The 18,545-nt window shown below is 48.4% G+C and carries 14 protein-coding genes; 2 read left to right on the forward strand and 12 right to left on the reverse strand.

What is annotated here, in order from left to right; all coding sequences use genetic code 11:
• Positions 1–80: 80 nt before the first annotated feature.
• A complete protein-coding gene (locus tag AC1S5B_RS20395) occupies positions 81–653 on the forward strand; it encodes a Uma2 family endonuclease (RefSeq protein WP_482037529.1) in 573 nt (190 codons plus the stop codon).
• A 13-nt stretch (positions 654–666) separates the two neighbouring features.
• On the opposite strand, the gene AC1S5B_RS20400 is transcribed toward AC1S5B_RS20395, so the two are convergent.
• The 11 genes from AC1S5B_RS20400 to AC1S5B_RS20450 form a co-directional block, all read right to left on the reverse strand.
• Complete coding sequence (locus AC1S5B_RS20400) at positions 667–1,410, reverse strand: tetratricopeptide repeat protein (RefSeq protein WP_482037530.1); 744 nt, start codon at positions 1,408–1,410, stop codon at positions 667–669.
• A gap of 78 nt (positions 1,411–1,488) precedes the next feature.
• Positions 1,489–4,341, reverse strand: a complete 2,853-nt coding sequence (locus AC1S5B_RS20405; RefSeq protein WP_482037531.1) for a CHAT domain-containing protein — start codon at positions 4,339–4,341, stop codon at positions 1,489–1,491.
• 99 nt (positions 4,342–4,440) lie between these two features.
• On the reverse strand, positions 4,441–4,626 hold the full coding sequence (locus AC1S5B_RS20410; protein WP_482037532.1) for a hypothetical protein: 186 nt from the start codon (positions 4,624–4,626) through the stop codon (positions 4,441–4,443).
• 74 nt (positions 4,627–4,700) lie between these two features.
• Entirely contained in the window at positions 4,701–5,348 is a 648-nt protein-coding gene (locus AC1S5B_RS20415; RefSeq protein WP_482037533.1) for a sigma-70 family RNA polymerase sigma factor, read from the reverse strand.
• 182 nt (positions 5,349–5,530) lie between these two features.
• Positions 5,531–6,250, reverse strand: coding sequence for a hypothetical protein (locus tag AC1S5B_RS20420; protein WP_482037534.1), 720 nt, complete (start codon positions 6,248–6,250; stop codon positions 5,531–5,533).
• The gene (locus AC1S5B_RS20425; RefSeq protein ID WP_482037535.1) at positions 6,243–8,729 is read right to left on the reverse strand and encodes a CHASE2 domain-containing protein; all 2,487 of its coding nucleotides are present in this window, start codon (positions 8,727–8,729) and stop codon (positions 6,243–6,245) included. The genes AC1S5B_RS20420 and AC1S5B_RS20425 overlap by 8 nt, the downstream gene beginning before the upstream one ends.
• Positions 8,730–8,779: 50 nt before the next feature.
• Positions 8,780–9,937, reverse strand: a complete 1,158-nt coding sequence (locus tag AC1S5B_RS20430) for a DUF1822 family protein (protein WP_482037536.1) — start codon at positions 9,935–9,937, stop codon at positions 8,780–8,782.
• 83 nt (positions 9,938–10,020) lie between these two features.
• On the reverse strand, positions 10,021–11,397 hold the full coding sequence (locus tag AC1S5B_RS20435) for a hypothetical protein (protein ID WP_482037537.1): 1,377 nt from the start codon (positions 11,395–11,397) through the stop codon (positions 10,021–10,023).
• Positions 11,398–11,436: 39 nt separating this feature from the next.
• Positions 11,437–14,241, reverse strand: coding sequence for a CHAT domain-containing protein (locus AC1S5B_RS20440; protein ID WP_482037538.1), 2,805 nt, complete (start codon positions 14,239–14,241; stop codon positions 11,437–11,439).
• Positions 14,242–14,311: 70 nt separating this feature from the next.
• Positions 14,312–14,845 (reverse strand): hypothetical protein, encoded by a 534-nt coding sequence (locus tag AC1S5B_RS20445; protein ID WP_482037539.1) that lies wholly within the window; start codon positions 14,843–14,845, stop codon positions 14,312–14,314.
• A gap of 403 nt (positions 14,846–15,248) precedes the next feature.
• Positions 15,249–15,551, reverse strand: a complete 303-nt coding sequence (locus AC1S5B_RS20450) for a hypothetical protein (protein WP_482037540.1) — start codon at positions 15,549–15,551, stop codon at positions 15,249–15,251.
• A 77-nt stretch (positions 15,552–15,628) separates the two neighbouring features.
• Between AC1S5B_RS20450 and AC1S5B_RS20455 the strand changes: the two genes are divergently transcribed.
• Positions 15,629–15,946, forward strand: a complete 318-nt coding sequence (locus tag AC1S5B_RS20455; RefSeq protein ID WP_482037541.1) for a hypothetical protein — start codon at positions 15,629–15,631, stop codon at positions 15,944–15,946.
• A gap of 69 nt (positions 15,947–16,015) precedes the next feature.
• On the opposite strand, the gene AC1S5B_RS20460 is transcribed toward AC1S5B_RS20455, so the two are convergent.
• Complete coding sequence (locus tag AC1S5B_RS20460; protein WP_482037542.1) at positions 16,016–17,914, reverse strand: protelomerase family protein; 1,899 nt, start codon at positions 17,912–17,914, stop codon at positions 16,016–16,018.
• Positions 17,915–18,545 lie beyond the last annotated feature (631 nt).

The raw sequence follows: 18,545 nt of genomic DNA on the forward strand, positions 1-18,545 counted from the left end.
GCAGTTCTAAAAAATGAAACGTAGCAGTTATCATCAGAACATCCAGAGTGGAACCGTTAAGCACACATAAGGTAGATGCCATGTCTGTTGCCACAAAACCCATGACTCTTGAGGAGTACCTCAACTATGACGATGGCACCGATACCCGCTATGAGTTGGTGAATGGAGAACTGACCGCTATGCCTCCCGAAAGCCGACTAAACATTAAAATTGCTATTTTTTTGCTGAACCAATTTGTCCAATTTGGCATTCCTGAAGATCAAATAGCCATGAAAACACAGATTGCCGTGAGTGGGTCAAGAGCAACAGCGCGGGAACCGGATTTAATGGTGTTGTCAGAGGAAGTCATGATCGCTCTAGAAGGTGCGAAGCAATCTTTGATTACTCAAGATATGCCACCGCCATTGTTGGTTGTTGAAGTAGTTAGCCCAAAGCAGGAAAACCGGGATTATCGACATAAGCGCACCGAGTATGCGGCACGGCAGATTCCGGAGTATTGGATTGTAGACCCGATCGCCCAGAAAGTGACGATTTTCCAATGGGTCGATGGACTCTATGAGGAACAGGTTTACCAGGGTGAGGCGGCAATCCTGTCCCCCTTATTTGCGTCTCTAATGCTCACAGCTAGCCAAGTATTAACCGCAGGACGTTGATGTTGCCGCCGCTTTATACTGCATTCGTGCGAGGAACTTGACCCACTTTTCGCACCAAAATCTCCCGATTTTGCTGGGCATCCTTGTTGTTTGGGTTAATCTGCAAGGTTTGATCAAACGCCGCGATCGCTTCTCGATAGCGTTCCAGCCTGATCAGTGCCACACCCCGGTTATACCAGGCATTTTCATACTTAGAGTTTAGGGCAATCGCCTGGTCATAGGCAGCGATCGCGTCTTTGTACTGCTTCAATCTGCCCAGAGTCACGCCTTTGTTGTACCAGGCGTTTACTTTCTTAGGGTCAAGCTGAATTGTTTGGTCATAGGCTTTAAGGGCTGCTTGAGGCTGTCCTCCGTCGTCCAAGGCATTGCCCAGATTAATCCAGGCACTCACGAGTTTAGCATCCAATTTTACGGCTTGCTGGAGCGCTGCGATCGCTTCTGAATAGCGCTTCAGGTCATATAGGGCTTGTCCACGACCCGCGTGGGTTGGTGCATGGTTGGGATACTGTTTGAGGACGCGATCGAACAGTGCTAATGCCTGCTGCGGCTTGCCTGCCTCGATCAATTTCCATGCCTGGTCGTACCACTGCTGCGCTTGATCTTCTGACTGTGCCGATTCTTTTGTTTTCGTGTCGAGTAATGCTGTGGCTGTGGGCTGAATTGCGATGGCTTGGGCAACACGGGGCATTGTTGCGATCGCGTATCCAGTCATCAGGGCAACACAGGCAGTTAATCCAACTTGTTTGAAAGAGTTCATCAGAGGTTCCTCGATTGGGTTCAAGGATTTATCACTCTTAGAGGCAGAGACTTATGCAAGAGGAATGGTTAACAGCGATTACTCTGCCTCTCCAATGAATGTGAATGCCGCCCAGTTGAGCGGATCAGGATATTTTTGTTTCGTCGTCATCATCGCCTGCCGCAGCGCTTGGGCTTTGTCCGGTGACTTTTGTAAGGTCTTGTAAAACTCGGTCATCAGAAAGGCAGTGGGGTCATCGGGCACTTTCCACAGGGAAACCACAATGCTGGGCACTCCGGCGGTAATCAAAGAACGCGACAGTCCAATCACGCCATCGCCTGTAATCCTGCCGCGCCCGGTGTCGCAGGCACTCAACACCACGAGTTCCGCATTCAGTTTCATATCCAGAATTTCGTTTGAGGTGAGTAAGCCATCATTGAGTTGACCAGTGCCAGACGGAGCAAGAGCGATCGCCCCTGGCACACCCAAGCCTTTGAAGTCATCTAACAACCCATGTGTGGCAAAGTGAATGAATCGCGCATTGAGCATCTGTTGCACGATCGTCGCTTTGGTTGCCTGCTGTCCTGTAATCGCTTGGGTGTTGAACAGTTTGGCAATTTCCAATGCTTCCCGTTTTGCTCCGGGTAGGTCAGTCAACTGCGCTGGCTTACTCCCCAGTTGTGTCACCACTTTCGGCATAGTGGGATTGCCGACAATTAAAGAATTTTGAGTTTTAAGGTTTGAGTTTTGAGTTGAATTCTTACTACTTAAGCGTGTTCGCTGCTGGTGAGTCAGTTCCAACACTTGAATAGAGGGGGCGGTCAGAATCGTGTGTTGCTCAATCAAAGATTGACCGCTGGCATTCAACAACGCCGGAAAGGGCACCAGAAAGAGTTCGCTTTGGGGAATGAAGATGATTCGCTGAGTGGGATCTTTGGGTAAGAGAGGGGCGATCGGCTGAATCAATAATTGATGCAGTTGTTTCAGCTTTTGGGTCTGTTGTTCTTGCTGCTGCTTCAGTCGTTCCGATGACAGGGCAACGACGATATCCGAACGTCCCCTAACACCCATTGATTGCCGACCTTGCACCACCAGATCTGCCAAAGACGAGTTTTGCTGCCACAGTGGTTTGAGGTCAATTTTGCGAAAGCTGATGGCTCCCGTCGGCGGAATCACCCAGATGTAAAGTTCCGATTGACGAGTTTCCCGTTTTCCCTGAAGCTTGAAGTCGTCATAGAGAATGGAATACTGCACCAGGGTGGCATTTTGAGCGTTCGCAATCTGCTGCATCTGAGTAACGGATGGGGCAACTGATGAAGTGGATTGCCTTCCTGTTTGATCCAGTGCCAACCGCTGCGCCAGTAACTCCACAAACGCCCGTGCCCGCCCCCGCTCGGCAATTTCCAAGGCAGCGTTCGGTTTATTTTGAGCTACCAGGACTTCCTGCAATATGCGATAGGTGCGAGCTTGTTCTTCAAAAATAGAAACTTTGTTGGCATCGTTGTTTCCAACTCCGGTTTGCCGGATCGATTCATGAACCACAATGCCATCCATCAGGGGCTTCTCCGCCGCCGCCAGCTTGCCAGATTTGAAGAGTACCAAGCCTAAATTATTCAAGGCAATTCCTTCCCCTCGTCGATCTTTGATCTCCCGCGCGATCGCTAAAGACTGCTGCTGGTACTCAATGGCTCTGGTGTAGTTGCCCATCGAAAGGTAAGCAAGTCCCAAATTCCCTAGGGATTGACCTTCCCTAAGGCGGTCTTTAATCTCCCGTACAATCGTTAAACTTTGTTCTTGATACTCAATCGCTTTGGCATAGTTGCCCAAGGACAAAGACGCAAGACTCAAATTGCCCAAAGCTCCGCCCTCTCCAAGACGATCTTTAATTTCCCGCGCGATTTCTAAACGTTGTTCCTGATACTCGATTGTTTTAGCGTAGTTGCCAAGGCGCCAGTAAACAACTCCAAGGTTGCCTAGGGCATTGCCTTCTCCACGACGATTTTTGATTTCGCGGGCGATCGCTAAACCTTGTTCTGTGTATTCAATGGCTTTAGCGTAGTTGCCCAGGGTGTCATAAGTGGTGCCGAGATTACCCAAGGCATTGCCTTCTCCACGACGATTTTTGATTTCGCGGGCGATCGCTAAACCTTGTTCTGTGTATTCAATGGCTTTAGCGTAGTTGCCCAGAGTCCGGTAAGTATCGCCCAGATTACCCAAGGAACTACCTTCGCCTTGGAGGTCTTTGATTTCGCGGGCGATCGCTAGACTTTGTTCTTGATACTCGATCGCTTTGCCATAGTTACCCAGAGCGTCGTAAGCAAGTCCCAAATGGCCAAGGGAATTTCCTTCGTTCCTCCGGTCTTTGATTTCACGGGCGATCGCTAAACTCTGCTTCTGATACTCAATCGCTTTAGCATAATTGCTTAGTTGGTAGTAAGTATCGCCCAGATTGCCGAGGGCAGCTCCTTCGCCTTTGTGATCTTTGATTTCCCGCAAGATCGCTAAACTTTGTTCATGGTAGACAATCGCTTTGTCATAGTTGCCTAGTGAATTGTAAGCAGCTCCTAGATTGCCCAATGCACGTCCTTCGCTCTGGCGGTTTTTGACTTCGCGAGCAAACGCCAAATATTGCTGGTAATACTCAATCGCTTTGCCATAGTCACCCAAAGCGGCGTAGGCGACTCCTAGATTACCCAGAGCAGTACCTTCACCTCCATAGGCTTTAAGTTCCCGGTAAAGCTTCAAGGCTTGCTGCCAGGATCGCAACGCGGCTGCGAACTGGCTGGCTTGATATTGCTCACCACCTTGTCGTAACAGCCGATCCGCCTCTACCTTTCTTGGCTCTACCGTTTGCGCCACGACCAGAGAAATCTCCAGTAGCCCCACTCCCGTGGTCATTGCCATCAGCCCTGCCATCAAGCCTGCTACCGCGATCTCGCAACCATAACGCATCCGCTTTCCTCTGATTTACAATACCTAGTCAGCTCTCCCTCCAGCGGGATTGAGCATATGCACCTTTTATCGTTTTTATCTATCGTGAAAATTATCACCCTAATCTGACAGCGACGGCGCTGATTCATCCAATCTTTTAGTTTTTAGCCTGGACGATCGCCCTTTCCCGATGCCTGTGGCGCGATCTCGGCGGGGCTGGTGATGCAGGTGATCGGTGTTGCCAGTACCAGCATGAGGACGAATCGAGAGAGGGAGCGATCGCGTCGCACCCAGAGTCTGCACCACTGTAGATCATTCTCCACGAGTCAATATCCGTGATCACTTCTACCTTTAAAAACCTAATAGCTAATAGCTAATAGCTATTTAGTTGATGACAGATATCCTTGCGCCTTACCAAACTCTCGCAAACGAGGTATACAGTGCCGTTGATAGAAAGTAGAAAGAGTTGGAATCTTAATTCCCAGCGTTTTAGATAAAGTTCCCCAGCTTGTTTCAGGGGGTAGCCGCCGCAAAATCAATAATTGTGCTGTTACATGAGGATGCTTTTTGATGTGCAGGTTTTTCAGGTCTCCTGTAGGGTCAGTTTCTACCCATTCCTGCACACAGTCCAAGATCGATAAAGGTGTGCGGTCTGCCGGATCGGGGATATCTGCAAAAGGCGAATCACCATCATCGTTATGATAACTGAATTGACTAAACGGCACTTCTCTGGCTAGTTGAGACAAATCTATCAGTCGCCAACGCAAATAACTGTTCAGCCAAGTAACAACACTGCCGCGATCCGGGTCATAGCGATCAACATAGCGGCAAAAGTATTCAAAGGTCTGCTGAAGTGCGTCGTTGTAATGGGGCGATTGCTCTTTCCAAAGCAAGGCAGGAAGCAGCCGAATTACTTTGGTCAGGGCTTTCTGGCGATGTAAGTTGCCTGCTGGATAGCGTTTTGCTTCCTCAACAAGCGATCTCAACTGTTGCATCAGTTCCGCTCGATCCATTGAGTCAATGTTCATGGTTAGGGGCATTTTGAGTAACAAGTTTTTTTCCCTCAAACCCAATGGAACATATGCAAAGTGGTTAGCTGTTAATGATTTACCCGTAAGCTCAGGATTCGTCGTGGATGTGGTATGAACCAACCCACGACAGAATGCTGACCTCTCCGCTATTACCCGATTTTGAGTGTCTAGTCGATCGCCTATTTCTGTGATGGACAAATCGTTTGCTCAAGTTCCTGAGCCACTTTTTGCAGTTCTGCTGAAGGCTTTTTGACTGAATAAACCTCTTGAATAACATCTGTCCAGCTTTTTTGCTTCACAAAGTAGTTAGCCCGTTGTAGTGCTCTGGATTCATTGCTTTCGCCTGCTGCCTTTCGCTTGACATCTAGTTTTGCTAGACCAGCGGTGATCAGGTCGCGTTTTTTCCTATCCATCACCTTAAATGGCACTGACGCTATGGGCGATCGCCTGTTTTGGTCAACAAAAAAGACCCACTCGTAAGCTGTTCCTGGGACTAATGCCTTGCCTGTGTAGCTCAATCGGCTAGATGACTGATTCGGTACTGCTTGATTGGGCGTTGACACAGTTTTCCACCAAAATACAGGGTTATCCCCTGCAAGACGGACTCCGATCACCCTGTAATTTCCCTGCCAGACAAAAATCGGCTGGGTTGTCCAAATGCCATTACCAGCGTTGGGAGCAATGGCACACAACTCATCCGTTGGTCTGCCACCACTAGTCCCGCCATTGCTTTTATCCGGCGGTTCGCCATCCAACCAATTCAAAAACACCGATCGCCAAGTGGGTTGTGGCGTGGCGATCGCAGCCTCCAGTAATGAGATCGGTAGCAGAAGCGTCAGGGCGATCGCCCACTTGGACAGCACCAGGATTGACAAAGAAGTGGAGGAAATTCTAGGCATGATGATGGCGGCTCCAAAAGGGTGGCAATAGATAGCTACAGACAACAACAGACGGTAACAGCCAGGGTAATAGGATGACAGCAGTGATATAGAGTTGCAGACTAATGACCCCATAGCTAATCGTTGCAAACCCTAAAATGATTATCCCGTTCGTTGGTTTCAGTTGACGCTGCTTCAGGCTAAGGGCAATGGCTTTGGCAATGAGACCCGCCAGCAACACAAGCCAGAGATCAGGAATTGGGGTAATCAAATGGTGTTTCAAAAAGTGATGAGCCATGTAAGCATGAATTTCACCCCCCGTGAATGTTTCGTTGAGATCACCTCGTTGCTGTCGCCAGTAAGCGATCGCCGCTGGTAGCGGTGGGTTATCTTCGCCAACCTGAGTAATACCGGCTTGGTCATAGCCACCCGGCGCAATGATGACGATGGCTTCTTGCAAAGAGGGGCGATCGCCTGCCTGCAAAGTGGCTGTTGGCTGTTGCAAAAATTTCCAGGCTGACACAGATTGATAAACCTGTTGGGGTGGAAGCGAAAAATCGAGCAGGGGTTGCAACCAGCGATGGCAAAGCGGCTTTTCTCCCCAGGGATGACATAGACTGTAGGAAAAGGCAGTGATGGGGTGGAGTTTCATCCGTTGTGTGATCAACGGTGCTCCAATTTCCTGGGTGTAGGCTTTGAACTGTGGTGATAACCGCGATCGGTTTTGCAAGTTAGGGCGGGGAGGAGTGAAAGCCGTTTCAGAGGGGAATTGGTTTTGCAGTTGCAAGGCGGTTGCCAATGTGTACGAGAACGGCAGCAACCGCGCATCTGACCAGGGCAACGGGCGAATTCGCCAGTAGGGAGTCCACAAATCTCCTGAGAGACTCCAATTCGGGGACGCAATTTCCGGGCGAATCCCAATCCACTCCCCTGCCTTGTTGCGTTTCGACCCGAACACAAACCAGCTTTGGTTATTCGTCACGCCTGTTTCCAGTGATCGACGCAGAACAGCATCATTCGGTTGGGGCGTATCTAACAAATAATCCAGTCCAATCACACGAGCATCCAGAGCCGTTGCCTGATCCACCAACTGTGCCAGCACCTTACGATCCATGGGTGAAACAGACGAAATACCCAATTTTTGAATGGTTTGATCATCAATTTGTACCAGCAAGATGGGAGGAGACTGAACCTGATTGAATTGACCCGTCAGTTGCCGATAGTGAGCTTGAACTAGAATCCGTTGTGCCAACAGCCACTCCTGCACCGGAATGAACCCACTCAGGCAGATCAGGGTGGTGAGCGCGATCGCCTCTACTTTTGTGGGCATCCACTGTTTTAGCTTTTCTTTCCAGCCAAAGGGTTTGAGCCGAAAGGGAATGGAGTCCGGATGGCGAAATAGGGAAGGGATTAAATAAGCTGAGGGATAGGTGAGATTTTTGTCCAGCTTGAAAGATTGGCAGGTGAAGCGTAGAGCATCTTGAACATCCTGATAGGTTGCCATCTGCCGTAAAAATCGAACTAAAAACTCTTGGGCAACTTGGTTATGAATCGGTTCACGCATGACAGCGACCTGTCCTAGACCTAAACTAATCAATGAATTGGCAATACTTAAGCCTTGACAGGAATTGAAGATTGCGAACTGTAAGCCATGCTGTTTTGCCAGAAGTAACTGTGGTGCAATTTCACTGACTAAGATGGATTGATTGGGGGAGATGGTCAATTCCCCACCCGTGAGATTACTTTCGTTACTATGTCCGGCAAAAAAAACAATATCCCAACCGCTGGGATTTGCGATCGCCTGCTGAATGTCTTCCAGCAAATGATCCGTTGCTTTTCCGGCTTGCCAACCCATAAAAGTTACTTCCGCGAGTGACTCAAGGGACTTCAGAGCCTCTCGCTCGGTCTGAAAATTTAAGCCCGTGTCATCTCCCAAAATTGCCAGAATTCGCATTTTCCCCTGATGTTTGCGTGGTTCCGGTGTAGCCTCGATATTGGCGGGGGTTCGTACCAGCCGGATCATCTGAGTTGCCGCAAACTCTGTGCCAATTTCCCAGGTTTCCCACGGTAGTCGCTCCAGTTCTACAGAATCGCACGTGAGAAATACATCGACTGGGTGGGTCGTCAGACGATGCTTCATCTTTGCAATAGTTTGTTGCCCTCCCGATGCAATTTCTCGCCTAATTTTCAACAGCTCTGCACTACTGAGCCAATGATGAAACTCTGCGGTCAGTTCTGCTTCCGCTTGCACCAATCTGGCACGCCAATCGATCCCTGGGGTCGCCATACTGCCGCTCATCTCTACTCGCGCTCGAAACAAAGTCTGTTGAAATTCCTGAGACTGATAGAACTCCATGTAAGCCATTTGCCAGTGCTGGTAGTGAGTCCTTAAAGTGTTTGGAAATGGTAGTTTTGCCGTTAATTGTTGTCCTTTTCCCCAGGACAGTTCAAAGACGCAAGTTTGCTCAATGTGCCAGATTTTGAGACGGAAGGAGAACATAAAGTATGGCTCTTAGCTGTACAGCCCTGTCGGGCATTGAAGAAAAGGGATTAGCTACTAGCTTGGAAAGCAAATGGAGGTAAGGTTAACGTATCGCTATTAGGGGTCGCGATCATGACTAGGAATTGTTCATCCAAGCTGCCAACAACTTTTGCATATAGGTAGGTATCTGATGGGTTCAGGGTTTGCTGTGCTAGGACAGAGTTGGCTTCATTGACTTGAAGCTGAGTACCTGGTGGAAGTGGACTGGGCGATCGCGCTCCCAATACGATCAGTAAGGTCCATTCGGGAGTTTGTGGGTGGTTGTTTAAGGTGCCTGCGATCGCATACAGTCGAGCGGCAACTGCCCCAATATCCAAGTCTTGATAAGCAATACGAGCATCAGCAGGTAAGGTCATGCCGTTTCGCACGAGTTGTTTGAGGACTCCTTCAAAGCTTTCCTGGGGAGTGGGGGGGTTGACAACCCTGGGGGTGATCCGCATGGCTTCTCTAAACGCTAAGGGCGGCAGGAGTATCCAGGAGAGTTGTTGAGCTAGTTCGTCTAACTCGTTTTGCAGCCAGCGACGGACGTTGATCGCAGGACTGAAAGGCGGAGTGCGGAGTGCTAAGTGCGGAGTATTGAGTGTTGATTGGCTGCCAGGTAAAGGAATTGCGGCGGGTTGAGAGCAACGCAGGTAGAGGAGAAGAGAATCTAAGTCAGGCTCGAAGTGGGTGATGGGAAGGGAGTAAAGATTGTCGGCATCGGGCTGAAGCGATCGCAATTGGGCAGTGAGTTGGTCGTGACGCAGGAAGCTATGAACGGCAATCTGGGACTGTTCTTCATAGACTGCTACTGTCACATAAAAGTGGGCTGCAAATTCAGGAGAGTCGATGACAACAGCAGGGATTTCAACCTCATCGGGCTGACTTTCGACTGGAATTAGACAAACCTTAAAATCATTGACGATAATATTACAGACGACTGGAGGCATTGCCGATAACTGCATGATTGAATCGTCTGATGAACGGGTCAAAACATCACTTGCTCTTTGATGAAGCCATTGCTCAAACCCAAGTAAAGCTAATGCATTTAAATAGGTTTGCCATTGTTGATTTGGATTGGTGGCAGCACAACTGCGTTGCTTTGCTTGATCAACCTGCCCAACGGTGAGCGCGATCGCCCTGGGTGGCAACATCTCCAAATAATCTGAACCGTTCATGGAATTCATAACAACCTCATGCATTTTTAGCTTGTAGTCAATAGCTTTTAGCGATTAGCGTTTGATTTCTAACTATTGATAAGTGATAAGAGTCAAGAGTTAGGAGCCACTAGCTGATCGAGATACTGACATAGACTTCGAGCGAATAAACTGTCCGAAACATAGTCTTTTGGGGTCTTGGCACTGGTCTGGTCTTGCCGGATTAGATCATCCACTTGCGCTTCAAGTGCTTCGGCAATTTGGTGATCGATTGTGTCTAAATGGGATGGCTCAACATAGTTCAGCACTACATTTTGAACCGCATTTTTCAAACATTGGATCATCCAATGACGCACATCAGTTCGGAGTTCATCGAGCTTTAATAACCGAGTAACCTGATATTGAGCCTTCAATCCAATTTGTTGAGCGATCGCACCCATTGCCAGTTTCTGACAGTGAAATAGCTTCAGGGCAGTGAGAAAATGATGCTGTTTGTCTGGTTTCAGGGCTTGTAGGCGATCGCGAACGACCCGTTGGAGTGAATTGTCTAGACATCCCAGAAATTGCTGCCGATAGGTTTGCAGAAACTCGATTTGTGAGTCATCATCCCCTGGATTAGTCGAATTTTGGCTTAATTCATCTAGGATCGATGTATCGGGTTGATCCAGCGATCGACTGGGTGGTTTGCCTCCTCCTGTAGCAATGCGATATTGCCGCAGACGCTCAGCCAAGGCATTCAGGCGAGTCAAAATTACATCAGTCGGAAGGTTGCGGCTGTTTTGCTGCTGGAGACGATCGCCGATTTCCTGGAGTTGTGCGGTCGTGGGATCTGGGCAGGCTCCTTTTTGTGCTTGCAGGATGCGATCTCGACGGTAAACGGCATGATAGCTTTCCAATAAGCGGGTTGCCTGTTGCACCTCCGGTTCTGTTAAATGATGAAACTGAGTCAGAACTCGGCGCAGCTTTTTGGGCTTGGTGTCATTCAAAATTGCCCAATCGCTCAACATACACAATCCTTGCTCTAGCAGAAAGGCATTGAGTTCATGCTGTTGTTTCACAAGTCGCATCGTCCAGGTGGTGAGGCTGGCACGATCGGGGTCAAACTTTTGGAGTATTTGCAAAGATAAGGATTGATAGGGAGTATATTGTGCGGTGTGCGGTGTGCTGCCATCGTCATCTAGAACAAAAGCAAACAAATCATAGCGAGTGAAGCCGTAGTAGTCGCCAAACTGAGTTTCTAGCTGGATGCAAACTTGCTCAATTTGGTGAGAGATAAAGCAACGTAAACAGAGTTCAGCCATCCTGCGATCGTGGTTATTTGTTTCATTCCTAACCAACTCTAATAATTGTTTTTGAATCGCCAAATCTTGTTCCAAAGTTTGATCAATTTGCTGCTGAAAAAACTCCTTGGCAGCAGACAGTTCATCCACCCGGCTGCGTCCTGCCGGGTCAAGTTTCACCAATGTCCAATATCGTGCGATCGAGTTCATAACTCCCTCTTCAACTCCTTCACTAATAGCTGATAACTTTTACAATCCATTTCCAATTAAGATAAACGCTGCCCAATAATAAGGATGGTTTAAGGTGTCAACGCTGATCGTGCGAGGCTTACCAGTGCGACTATCGACAATATCAATATCCGACCGTTTACCGCCAACCGTGCTGTAGTTTCCGGTGATTAAAGCTTTTTGTGCCTCTTGGAGTGCCTGAGCTTTGGTCATACCTTGTTTCAATGCAAGATAGAACGCATCCATCAATACCTGCGTGCCGCCATCATCCACTTGCCAGAGAGAGGCGATCGTTGCTTTCGCTCCCGCCCGTTGAAACTGGTAGCCCAATCCGAGGATTTCTTCGCCGTTGCCCAACTTGCCGCCCAGCCCCGTTTCGCAGGCACTCAATACCACCAGATCTACATTGGTCATGGTCAGGTCTTTGACTTCATCCAGGGTGACGACATCGGCTTGGTTGTTGCCAAATAGGATGAAGGAGTTGTCGGCTCTGCCCACGACAAACTTACCGTGAGTTGCCAAATGCACAATGTTGAAACTGTTAAGGCGTTGCAAGATAGAAGATCGGCTGAAATCGCGATCAAGCAAGCCCAACGTGCCGGGAATCGCAGCGACTAGGGTTTTCACTTCTCGACTAGCGGCGGGAAGTCCGGCAAACTGAAAGGATTGATCGCCCACCTTAACCGTGGCGGCGACTTGCCCAAAGGCTCCTGCCAGAATGCGGGGTTGCTTTTGCGGCACGGTATGAAAATCGGTGACGGAACGTGCGGTGATGTTATTGATCCGGTAGCGCTGGAGCAGCCATTGCTTACTGTCGTGCAGCGCCGCCAGGGGAATGTAGCGCAGTTGCCCATCCGGAGCATAAATAATCGTTTTGGGCTGTGCCTGTTGCAGATCGGCTTCCAGCGGTTTGATTAACCAGGTATAGAGTTTTTGGGCAAGAGCTTGAGCATTACTACCCGGTGTTTCTAAGGCAGAGCGATACTCGGCAATCACCCGGTTCAGTTCTTCTCGTTTCACCTGCACGGTGCGACGCAAGGGCGGCGAATTGGGCGTGGTGATGACCAGTTCCAGGCGATCGTCCAGAATCAAGGGATAGAGCAACACCGCATCCAGTTTTCGCAGGTCATCCCGCAATGCATTCAGATCTTCCAGGTTGAGGTTTTGTTTGCTGGCAGTCAGACTCAGTTGTTTAACCAGGTCTTGCACTACCTTACTTTCAATAAATTCGTTGAACTGACGATTGATTCTGCGCTCCAGTTCCACCAGGTGCGCCAGTCGTTGCTTTTGCGTGGAATTCAAACTATTTTTAACATCTAGTTTCCGCAACTCTGCCAGTTCTTTACCCACTTCAATCGCAGTTTTTTGCAACTCACTATACTGTTTCAGAATTTCATCTTCCGGTCGTAAATACTCCAGCTTTTTCCCATCTCCCCGCACATTCCGCAAGTAGCCTTCCAATTCCTGTACTTTGAGCAAATCCAACACCTGCTGCGCTTCCAACACCCGATCCTGTTGCAGCAACACATCCGCTAACCGCCGATAAGTAACAGCAACCGTTTCTGTATAGGATTGCTGTTGTTCTTTGGGCAAGACTCGCAATTCTTCTCGAATGGCTTCGTAGGTACTAACTGATCGTTTGAGAAATACAATCGCCAACTCCGGTTGCTTCTGCGTCTCCAGTAAATAGCCAATATTATTAAGCGTGATGCCTTCAACCGAGCGATTTCCAAGTTCTTTATGAATCGCTAATGCCTGCTGGTAGAACTCCAACGACTTGGGATACTGCTTCAAGTCGGAGTAAATGCTGCCAATATTGTTGAGCGTGGTGCCTTCAACCGAGCGAGCGCCAATGTCCTTGAGAATGGCTAATGCCTGCTGATGAAACTCTAACGCTCTAGGGTGCTGCCCCAGCTTGGAGTACACGACTCCAATATTGTTGAGCGCGGTAGCTTCAAACGATCGATTTCCAAGTTCTTTATAAATCGCTAATGCTTGCTGATAGAACTCCAACGACTTGGGATGCTGCCCCAAGCGGTCATAAATGCTGCCAATATTGTTGAGCGCGGTGGCTTCAAACGATCGATTTCCAAGTTCTTTATAAATCGCTAATGCTTGCTGATAGAACTCCAACGACTTGGGATGCTGCCCCAGGCTGTAGTAAGCTTGTCCAATATTGTTGAGCGTGGTGCCTTCCATTGGACGATTTCTAACTTCTTTGAGAATCACTGCTGCCTGCTGATAGAACTCCAGCGCTTTGGGATACTGTCCTAGGCTGTAGTAAACCAGTCCAATATTGTTAAGTACGCCACTTTCACTAGAGCGACTTTCCTGCGGAAACGGCGTACGAACGCCCTTTTCTCTACAGATAGCTAAAGCTTGTTGGTAGAACTTCAATGCTTTGTTATATTGCCCCAGCTTGTCGTAAACTTGTCCAATATTGTTGAGCGTGATGCCTTCGCCAAAGCGATCACCGATGGCTTTACAAATCGCTAATGCTTGCTGATAGAACTCCAATGCCTTGGGATAGTTCCCCAGGCTGTAGTAAACTTGTCCAATATTGTTAAGGATTATGCCTTCTCCCAAGCGTTCTCTAATTTCGCGCACAATAACCAGAGCTTGTTGAAACTTCGGCAAAGCTTCTCGATATTGTCCTTGTCGTTGTAGCTGTTCGCCCTCATTATTCAGTCGAATCGATTCTGCTTTACGGTCTTGGGTCGTTTGAGAAACGGCTGGCAGAGAGAAAGGGGGACATAGGAAGAGGGGAGCCGTGAGGGAGAACAGGGTGACAGTGGCAAAGCTGAGGGATTTCAGGTGGGGGCGCATTCCAAGATTCTCCAGCAAGAAAGCAGTTCACACCTTTATCTCTCCCATGCCCAAGCAAGATATGCAAGTTTTAGCGATTCGCGGTTAGGGCTTCGCTGAGAAGCTTGACCCACACTGAAGCCTGATAAAACTCTCCCTTCTGCTCCAATTCAAAACCACCGAACAACAGACCCAGCCAGACCGCAACCCCAGGGAGGCTTAAGCGACGACAGAGTTGATCAAACGAGATAGCCCGGTCAGGCACCTCTTGGAGGCATTGCACAATCGCCGCTGACCAAGCCGATATATCTTCGTCGTGCGCCAATGCCAATGCTCGATTGAATATTTCTGCCTCCGTCAACTCCGGCTCCTGACTCATCTGCTCATCCAATACTTGCAGCACTGTGGCTATATCCAACTCCCCAACCACTGAATCGCCCTGCGAAATCTCTCGTTCCGGACTTTTTCTAGGTAGACTCGCTAGGGGTTCAACAAACTGCTCAAAATCCACCTCCATCGTTTGTCGCACATACGAATCGAAGGCATCGATTGGCATCACCGGACCCTCATCACTATTGGTTGCTTCGAGTTCCTCAAACGCCAGCGTAGAGCGATCGCAAAACACTTGAGCAATTTGGCTCAGTTATAGCAGCGGAAAAATTCTGGTCGTTAGTGAGCGGTTGGAGTAAACTGTCCCATTTACGAGGTCTGGTCAACCACTGCTGAGAAGCCTGTAATGGCGTAAAACCGTTGCTTATGACTTGAACTGTCCCATTTTTGGCTAAAGATGGGACAGTTCAAGCCAACAAGTACTCAAGCAAAGTAATCGCTGAAAGCTTTAATTCATGAGCCTTTCAGCCTTAACGACCATTTTTTGTCCGCTGCTATAACTGAGCCTGGTTGACGGTTTTTCCCATTGCATCACTCCAGCTAGGGTTTGAACAACTCACGCAGAAGATGAATGAGTTTATCTGTCCACTGGTGCATCGGCTAAATTTACAACTTATCTTTTCCTCTGCTTAAAGTGACTAATGAGGGATAAGAGTCGTATAAGCCTGTCGATTTATCTCAGGAATTTGCAGTCGTGGTCGTGGGGTCGCCTGCCCAAATGCCCTAGCTCGTAGCCAGCGAGAACGGTTTTTTACCCCGTCTGTTAGCTGGTTCAGTCTTGCCTCTTCATCCGCAGTGACATAGAACCTGATGCAGATTGTGCGGCGTTGTTTTTCTTTTAGCCCCGGTTCAATCTTCTGTTTCGTTGCCACAGAAACGCGATCGCGGGGGAGAGCCGCAAGGTTTTGCAGGGCTGATTGTATTTGCTGAATATCTGTCACTTTAAAAATTAGGCTTAAGCCTATAACTTGTCTATGGGTTAACCCAGCGTGACTTAAGGCATAGCGAGTCAGCCTCGGTGGAAGTTCTGAAGCTTTTGAATTTTCTTGTCGATACAGTAGTGACAACGCTTAGGAGTTTTTTGATGGTCACTAAAGCAAATACAATGTATTTTCCAGAAGCCGAGAAGCAAGCGCGGTCAACGTTCAAAGGTCTAACCAAAAAGCCAAAACCCAAAGGGCTTACGCTGCAAGAACTCATTCAAGCCTTAAAAACTGATATTGAGGCTGCAAGAGATGCGGGATACACCTTGGCGGAAATAGTCACTACCCTCTCAGCTAGTGGTGTTGAGATTAAAGAAAATACCCTCAAACAATATTTAAGAGAAGTGAAATAGTCTAATAAGTCTTCAACATCATCATGTTTGGCATTCCAAAAGACAGAGTTAGAGTGCCCTTTTTCGCGTTCACAACCGAATAAATTCAGAGATGCTTTGCCCCCCGTGTACCCGGTTGTGTCGCTCACTCAATCCATGCGCCCGATGATGTTCTTCAATTTCAGCCGAGTGTATCTGAATCACCTCATTAATTTTTCCCTGAGTTGCAGCCCCCAACTGCTTGCATAGGTCTTTCATCACGGGGAAGCTAATCACCCACTTATCAGCGTGATTTTCCTGTGCATTGTTGTATGCCATGATTGCCTCTAGCGCTCGTTCCGGCACAGATTTAGAGTCGTCAGTCGGACTCTTTTCCTCAGTCTCCTCAAGTGCCCGCTTCGCCTGTTTGGGTTGCTTGGTTTGAGCCACCATTGGAGCAACCGGAGCCACAGCCGGAGCATTACCATTGCCGTCGAGCAAACCTCGAAACACATCCAGCTTTGCCATAGCCCGATCGCGTTCCTGCCTCAACGCCTCATTCTCTGCCTTCAGATCTTCAGAAGCAGAATCAGGGATCGCCCCCTCAACCTGACTCTTCAACTCATCCCGCTCGCCTCGCAACTCAGCCAATTGTTCGCGCAGCGATTCGACCTCTCCCGTCAGCCAGGACAAAGTACGCGCCTGGTGTTCGATCGCGCTGATATCCAACTGAGACGGTTTAGCTCGTTTTGGACTAGCAGACACAGCCCCTTGCACTCGCTCCTCAGCCCACTCCAGCAGAGCCGAAGTTTTATCAAATTGGTTATTGCAATCCGGGCAAATTGCCCCCAAAACTGCCGCCCAGCGATCGTGATCGTCGCTGTAAATCCGCAACGAGCTACGTTTGCGTTCCTCTTTTTCCGTCACTGGTGTTACCTGTACAGCCGTTACCTCAACCACGGCTTCCACTTCCGCCACAGGCTCAACAACCGTCTCATTTACTGGCTCAGTCACAGCAGATTCAATCATCGTTTCATCCTCTTCAATTCCAGTTCTAAAAGTTTCAATCACCTCAACGCCTTGCCAATTCAGTCTCATGCCCTTCCGCATATTGCCGTCCTCATCCTGGATTGTGTAGGAGCGGTAATGGCGATCGCTGGCAATTGAACGCCGCTCGGCAAGTGTCAAATGTTCGTGCCCGGAGAAATGCCCCTGAATTTCAGCCCGAAACTCAGCATCGTCCACATTAGGAGGGCAGTAGAAATAGGTAGAGATCGTCGCGTAAATCTTCCTGAAAAGATGGGTGTAGAGTCTCTCTCTCCCTTCAGTTGGCTGCACTAAATCAGAAAAATGCTTGTCACACGCATTGGCGACAGCATCCGAATACGTATTGACCTGAGCGTTGGTTAGTTCGCTAGTCGATAGAATTTTGCGAAGCTTTTCCCAGGCAGTGATAACGTATTCGGCTTGGCACAGCGTAGGAATCTCAAAGCTCAAAACTGTCTCTTCACCCTTGCGTTTCAGTGCCCCCGTGAAGATCACAGAAAACTCAGTCTTCCAGGTAAACTGAGCCGTCTTCAAAACCTCTGTGCTTCGGCGACCCGTTAGCACGGCTAACCCTGCCGCAATCTCAGCCCATTCGCGGGACTGGAGGAGTTGAGTCGCCCTGGTTACAACAGCGTTCACCGTGCCCGGATCTAAAATCTGCTGATTAGAATTTTGGTTGGCAACCCTTTGAGACGTTGCCCGGTTCACCTCAGTCCACTCAGCAGTGCTAAAGTTCATCGTTTCTAGGGCGACGTGATTCTCTCCGAGACGATTTCTAATTGCGTTCCTGGTTTCGGTCATCAGGTTCTTCTGTTGTTTTAGCGCTGATAGCCCTTGCTCTGCCCACGCTTCACGCATTTCAGAAGCCAACCGTTCAGCCCTTGCCCGATCCTCTGGCGAGTTGCCAAGAGCGGCAACCTTGATTAAATAGTTGTCTACTAGTTTTTCAAGCCAGCCGCGCATAAACCCTCTACTGATTACTTATTTTATCTTTTACTATCTTATCTTGTTTGACCTGAATAGGCAATCATTATCTATTAGAACTCCTAAACGCTGGGAGGCTGAAACGCCTGAAAGCCTTACCGTAAAATAGAATGAATGATACAAATATCTTATCCTTCCTTCTGTTTTGAGAAGATGCAAGATAAGATAATGTATATAAACATCTTATCTGTTGCTTGCTTCGAGGTACGATGGATAAGTTATTTGTCTCGTTTTTAGGTAAGATATACAAATATTTGATAGGTAAGATAAGATATTTAAAAGAGGGCTAAAACAGGTAAAACGCTAGAACCCTTACACAGAAGACATTTCATAGTTTGTGAAGCTGCGGAGTTGCGGGGATCGCTTATAGGTGGAGACGAAAAAGACTGTAAAACATTTTGGCGCATAAAGATAAGATAAGATATGCTGATATAAGGATAAGTTATTGGTTGACAGGTAAGGTATAGTCTCAGAGACTATACCTTACCTGTCAACCAATAACTTATCCTTATATCAGCATATCTTATCTTATCTTTATGCGCCAAAATGTTTTACAGTCTTGTTCGTCTCCACCTATAAGCGATCCCCGCAACTCCGCAGCTTCACAAAC

It is taken from the genome of Leptolyngbya sp. CALU 1928 (assembly GCF_056784215.1).

Bases quoted from the DNA above. Each gene is read 5' to 3' on its own strand.
- AC1S5B_RS20435 (WP_482037537.1), bottom strand. From the start codon at position 11,397: ATGAACTCGATCGCACGATATTGGACATTGGTGAAACTTGACCCGGCA.
- AC1S5B_RS20460 (WP_482037542.1), bottom strand. From the start codon at position 17,914: ATGCGCGGCTGGCTTGAAAAACTAGTAGACAACTATTTAATCAAGGTT.
- AC1S5B_RS20420 (WP_482037534.1), bottom strand. From the start codon at position 6,250: ATGCCTAGAATTTCCTCCACTTCTTTGTCAATCCTGGTGCTGTCCAAG.
- AC1S5B_RS20440 (WP_482037538.1), bottom strand. From the start codon at position 14,241: ATGCGCCCCCACCTGAAATCCCTCAGCTTTGCCACTGTCACCCTGTTC.
- AC1S5B_RS20395 (WP_482037529.1), top strand. From the start codon at position 81: ATGTCTGTTGCCACAAAACCCATGACTCTTGAGGAGTACCTCAACTAT.
- AC1S5B_RS20400 (WP_482037530.1), bottom strand. From the start codon at position 1,410: ATGAACTCTTTCAAACAAGTTGGATTAACTGCCTGTGTTGCCCTGATG.
- AC1S5B_RS20430 (WP_482037536.1), bottom strand. From the start codon at position 9,937: ATGAATTCCATGAACGGTTCAGATTATTTGGAGATGTTGCCACCCAGG.
- AC1S5B_RS20425 (WP_482037535.1), bottom strand. From the start codon at position 8,729: ATGTTCTCCTTCCGTCTCAAAATCTGGCACATTGAGCAAACTTGCGTC.
- AC1S5B_RS20405 (WP_482037531.1), bottom strand. From the start codon at position 4,341: ATGCGTTATGGTTGCGAGATCGCGGTAGCAGGCTTGATGGCAGGGCTG.
- AC1S5B_RS20415 (WP_482037533.1), bottom strand. From the start codon at position 5,348: ATGAACATTGACTCAATGGATCGAGCGGAACTGATGCAACAGTTGAGA.